The sequence below is a fragment of the Methylobacterium nigriterrae genome (genome assembly GCF_037106235.1).
Taxonomy (GTDB): domain Bacteria; phylum Pseudomonadota; class Alphaproteobacteria; order Rhizobiales; family Beijerinckiaceae; genus Methylobacterium; species Methylobacterium nigriterrae.
In genome coordinates, this window is record NZ_JBAWTG010000226.1 from 1 (window position 1) to 5,014 (window position 5,014).

A 5,014-nucleotide genomic window follows, 5' to 3' on the forward strand; every position below is an offset into this window, starting at 1 on the left:
TGATACGGCTGGAGTCCCGAGAAACGCTGCGTGATACGCTCAGTGAGGCCGGTCCTTGTTGTACGTTTCCGGACGAAACTGCTATCCTATTTCGCGACGCTGACCCACCACGATCGGCAAGCGGAGACCACCGGGTGGGTCAGATCTTATAGCTCAGCGGTATGATTTACGGGCTCTGTGCTGCCTACGGCTCTGCACCCAGAGGGAGCGCGAGATAGGAAAGCGCTGCTATCCACCTCACGCTTGAAGGAAACCCGCACGTGGTCGGGGTCAGCCCAGTACCAGACCCAATCTTCACCGCACGCGCCCAGCTCCCAAGCGTAGGCGAGGCCTTGCGCGGGGTCCTCCTCGGCGCACGCCACCGTAAGGGTGTACGGGAACTCAAGAAAGAGGGGCTGTTCTCCCATGGAAGTATTCCTGTCAAGCTAAGTCCTTGTTCTGTTAGGAAACATAACTGAAGCAAGTGGACTAGTCATTGCCTCAGGCGAATTTCCGGATTTGCCCCTCACATTTCCGTCCTGAAGCTGGCGACTAGGCGCCAAGCTAGACTGGGAAAGGAGAGCGGCCACGAACGAGCCGTGCTCATGGACCAGGGCTCGCGCTTCCGCATCACTCGCTGTGGCGCCACCTGGACCGGAGCGCGGGAGGCATGACCTGCCCGCCTATGCCGCCTTCATGTTCCAGCGTAGACGGCAGCCCACCCTGCGCTGCGCCGTTCGTCAGGATCGCCCGGTGCCAGCGTTCATCAGAGGCGGGACCTGGGCCTTCGGAGGCACGACCACGAGGGAAGAGCCTGCCCCTGGCGTCCGACCCGGGGCGGCGAGTGAGGCCATGCGGTTCGCCGGGTACTACCTCCTCCACGCATTGGACGGCTGATACCGCCTCTCAAAGGCGCTGCCACTCCTGTTCGCTGACCAGAGCGATCAGCCGGCCTTCATTGTCCGCGGCACTCGATCAGCCCAGGGCAAAGGAAGCCTCGACCTAAGCTTGTCCATTCGATCTACCGTACGGCTTCATACTAAGGTCGCCATTCAGTGAAATTCATACCAATCATTAGCAATTGGTGGTTCGTCGGGCGGACCGATGGTGGCAACCTCAATTCGTGGCATCCAAGTTGTTCTAATCCATGAGGAGGGGGATGTGCTGCGTAGTGAGACCGTCCGAACAGTGCTGATTGCGTCAAGCGGCCTCGTGCGGGTGGGGCTGACAGCGGTATTGCGGGAAACGAGGTTCAGCATAGTTGAGAGCTCAACCTCCCTGGATACCCCGGACGCAGTTATCCAGGAGTCTGCAGCCGGAGGACTCATCATTGCCGCCATTGACGCCCCCAAAACGGCGTCGTTGCTGATCGACGTGATGAGCAGACAGAGCGACTTGAAGCTCGTCATCTTGGTTAGTCACGACGAAGGCAGGTTGCTTCCGCCCGGTCTTCTTGATTCTGCCTCCGCAGTCCTCGACACCAGTGTGAGTAATGAGGTGCTTCTGGGCGTTCTCGACCTCGTATCAGCCGGTCTGAGAATTCAGGTTCGGGGTGCTTCCAGCCCGAGTGCGAACTACGGCACGCCAGAGTCCGCGTGGGGAGCATCCGATCTCGTCAACCATAGCGCTGACAGAAAGCCACCACAGAACTTGTCCCCTCGTGAGTTGGAGGTCCTTCAGGGGCTTTCTATGGGCAGCTCTAACAAGCTGATTGCACGCAATTTCGATATCGCAGAGGCGACCGTAAAGGTCCACGTCAAGAGCGTTCTTCGGAAGATAAAAGCACAGAACCGAACCCAAGCTGCTATCTGGGCAAGAGAAAATGGCATCTGCGCTCAGGCAACGACGGCTCAACAATCCGCAATCCTAGCTGCCTGAGTCTTGAGGGTTGCTGGGAGGGGTAAATGCGACCCCGCTAGTCACCCACGTTCCAGAGCCTCGCTTACGGAATTTGATTTTTCGTTTTGTGGGGCTGAGTCTGACCGGGTGGACTGTGCTCCTGGCTTGTGAGGGAATGTACTTGGCTGACCACCTGATTCGGTGCATCAAGTGAAGACGCGAGGGCCTGCCCAGCTTCTCTCAAACAAGCCACCACATCTCAGTGGGTCACATAGGTCTGCCTGACGTGGATCACGAAGCTCTGCCTGACCACGTCCGCTTCATCCCGAACGATCATCTGCCAACCCTCGCCGAGCTGATCAAGCTCTCCCGTCTGACGCATTTCCTTGAGAGCTAAGAACGCTTGCGCCAGCGCATGATCCAAATCCGGCGCTTCTATGCCCTCGTCGTCATTCCAAGCAGTGCAGCCGTCCGTGAGATCGAAGTAGAAGCGCTCCTGCACACGGTTCTCCTCGCTCATGCCCGTCGTGAGACGGTCGCCTGAGCATCAGAGGCTAACACGGTTCGATAGTGTACGCCATCGCTCCTGAACTGCGGCCAGTTTCGCCTATGACCAACCTGTCGGACCGGCCCAGCCGCACAAGAAGCATCAAGGCTGATGAGCCGCCAAAGAAGGCGGCAGGGAGACTATGGAGCGGCTGGACGGCGTACCGGCCCATGATTGAGCTGGATGCGCAGCAGCCTGTCACCGGCGAAGGCTGGCCTCGACGGGGGAGATCGTCAGCAACAGGTCAGTCGTCACTCCCGTCAAGGAGTGATCCAATGGAATACAAACACGTACCAGATGGCGGTTACTACCCACACGAGATCACGATCAGCATCGCTGCATACACGGCGCACATCGAGGCATCGGCTTTCGCAGGCAGGTTCGCGAAACTGCTGGCGAATGATCTGCCGCATGAACTCTCCTTTCCGAGCACGCTGCTGGGTCTGGATATGGCCACGTTTCTGGCATGCTATCTGATGGAGAAGCGCTATGGCGAGTTCTTGAGGAAGTACGGCAACTTGGTGCGCGTGAGGCACGACGCTGAGGCCAGCACTGGAGCGCAGACCACGTTCAACGTGCGCTTCCACTACAAGCGGGATGCCATGCTTTTCAAACTCACGTTTGGTGGCGGCTGAGGGCGCGGTCCCACCGAGAGACCACGACAAGCCAAGCCACGGCATACGATGGTGAATACCCCGCTGAACTGATGACGATTCATCTTACGAAGAACCGCCTCGGCCACCAGGCATACGCTGCCGGGAGGAGGCACAACCGACCCCGAGGCAGGCATACTGCGTGTGCTTCCAGGGGCTCCGCAGGGTGGTACAGGCGGTACAGGTGGTACTGCAGAGCAGAACCAGGCAAGCCCAGGCGGTACCGGCAGGTCGTTGGCGAGAGACCGGTCCCACCCGGTACCCTGCCCGGTACCGCCTCCGCCCAAGATTTCCCCTTCGGGTACCACCTGTACCACCTGTACCGCCCAGCGCAGGATGGTGCCCTAAAAGCTCAACTGACTGCTCAGATGAGCTGAGGCAGTTCCTTCGAACTCTGCACAACTCACTGATTACGCCAAATGACCCACATCTTTGTCTCGCGCCATATTCTGAAAAGCGCAATTTCATCTATATTGTCTTATCTCCTGTCGCAGAAGACAATCTGGCTGCAAGAGAGCAGAGGAGGGGCTCGCAAATGAGTGACGCTGAACAGGTAGCGCGGGAGAACTACGTAGAACTCGCTGCCGAGATCGTCTCGGCCTACGTGTCGAACAACTCGATGCCGGCGGGTGAACTACCTGCCTTGTTGGCCAGCGTTCATGCCGCGCTGAGCGGAGTTGCCTCTGGCTCAAATCAGGCCGCCGCCGGACCGGGGCGGGTGACGCCTGCGCAGATCAAGAAATCCATCACACCCGACCACCTGATCAGCTTCGAGGACGGGAAGCCGTATAAGACCTTGAGGCGGCACCTGACGCTGCGGGGCTTAACAGCTGACGAGTATCGGGCGAAGTGGGGCTTGCCCGTCGACTATCCGATGACCTCGGCGAGCTACTCGGCACAGCGATCTCAGCTCGCCCGAGACCTCGGCCTGGGGCAACAGCGCCGGAAGGCCGCACCGAACACGTGACACTGATGAGACCGGCGCCGAATCGAGCAACGAGCGTGGCGAACGACGCAAGGCTCAGCCCAGCACCTGAGACAGGCAAACCTCAGCGTAGCTCGCCCGGCCCTCGACAGTGACGGGCGAGCCTACCAGCCGGGGAGGGGCCCTGCACTGCTCCGTTAACCGGTCGAGAGGTCTGCAACGTAAAAAATTCATGATGTGAAGCATCAGAATTCCACATAAGCTGTTTCCATGGCATTGGAAGGCGCTATTTGCCTGTACCTTGCGTGAGCGATGGCCGCTTATGCCTGAGGTTCACCGGAGAACAGTATGGAACCCGAGAACGCTTCTTTGCAGCCCCACATCGACTTCATTGCGCAAGCCGCCGACATTATCTCGGCCTACGTCTCGCGCAACCACGTGGCTCCTGCTGAACTCCCTGCGTTGATCCAGGCGGTTCATACCTCGCTTGCCGGTCTCGCCAACGAGACCGCGCAGGCTGCCACAGCCGAGGAGCAGGTGGAGAAGGCGACGCCCGCGCAGATCCGCAAGTCGATCACGCCGGATGCGCTTAACAGCTTCATCGACGGCAAGCCCTACAAGACGCTCAAGCGCCATCTCTCGTCCCACGGCCTCGATCCCTACAGCTACCGCCAGCGCTACGGCCTGCCGGCCGACTACCCGATGGTCGCCGCCAACTACGCCGCCCAGCGCTCGGAACTCGCCAAGGCCATCGGGCTTGGACGGCCGGGCGCCCAGGCTTCGGTGGAGGAGCCTAAGGGCAGAGGTCACTGGAAGGCGGCTTGACAGAGAAAGGCTCACCAGCCCGGTCGCTGGCCGGAATTAGCGACCGGATCTACAGAAAGACAAGGCGCCAACAGCCAGCAGCATGGGGTTGACCGTGGCACTGGTGTTGCGCCTCAGAGAGCCGCACGCGCTCTCGCGACGAAAGCCTCGGCCTGACGACAGGTGCATTCCCAGCGCTCCAGCTCGCGACGGGCATCGGCCAAGGCCCGGTGAGCCGGAGGTGCGGCACTCTCTGTCTCCTGTCTG

General features: G+C 60.0%; 4 protein-coding genes and 1 pseudogene. 4 read left to right on the forward strand and 1 reads right to left on the reverse strand.

The annotated features are described in order from the left end of the window. Positions 1 to 1,140 precede the first annotated feature (1,140 nt). Positions 1,141 to 1,857, forward strand: a complete 717-nt coding sequence (locus tag WDW90_RS34835; RefSeq protein ID WP_336492305.1) for a response regulator transcription factor — start codon at positions 1,141 to 1,143, stop codon at positions 1,855 to 1,857. A gap of 220 nt (positions 1,858 to 2,077) precedes the next feature. Here the strand turns inward: WDW90_RS34835 and WDW90_RS34840 are convergent, their stop codons facing one another. Beyond that, on the reverse strand, positions 2,078 to 2,338 hold the full coding sequence (locus WDW90_RS34840; RefSeq protein ID WP_336492306.1) for a DUF6894 family protein: 261 nt from the start codon (positions 2,336 to 2,338) through the stop codon (positions 2,078 to 2,080). 302 nt (positions 2,339 to 2,640) lie between these two features. Here WDW90_RS34840 and WDW90_RS34845 point away from each other — a divergent pair, with 302 nt between their 5' ends. The 3 genes and pseudogenes from WDW90_RS34845 to WDW90_RS34855 all read left to right on the forward strand — a co-directional run bounded on the left by WDW90_RS34845 (position 2,641) and on the right by WDW90_RS34855 (position 4,768). Next, a complete protein-coding gene (locus WDW90_RS34845; RefSeq protein WP_336492307.1) occupies positions 2,641 to 3,000 on the forward strand; it encodes a hypothetical protein in 360 nt (119 codons plus the stop codon). Between the two features lie 553 nt (positions 3,001 to 3,553). After that, positions 3,554 to 3,973 (forward strand): annotated as a pseudogene (locus tag WDW90_RS34850) (Ros/MucR family transcriptional regulator); the annotation flags it as partial. A 318-nt stretch (positions 3,974 to 4,291) separates the two neighbouring features. Continuing rightward, entirely contained in the window at positions 4,292 to 4,768 is a 477-nt protein-coding gene (locus WDW90_RS34855; RefSeq protein WP_336492310.1) for a Ros/MucR family transcriptional regulator, read from the forward strand. Positions 4,769 to 5,014 lie beyond the last annotated feature (246 nt).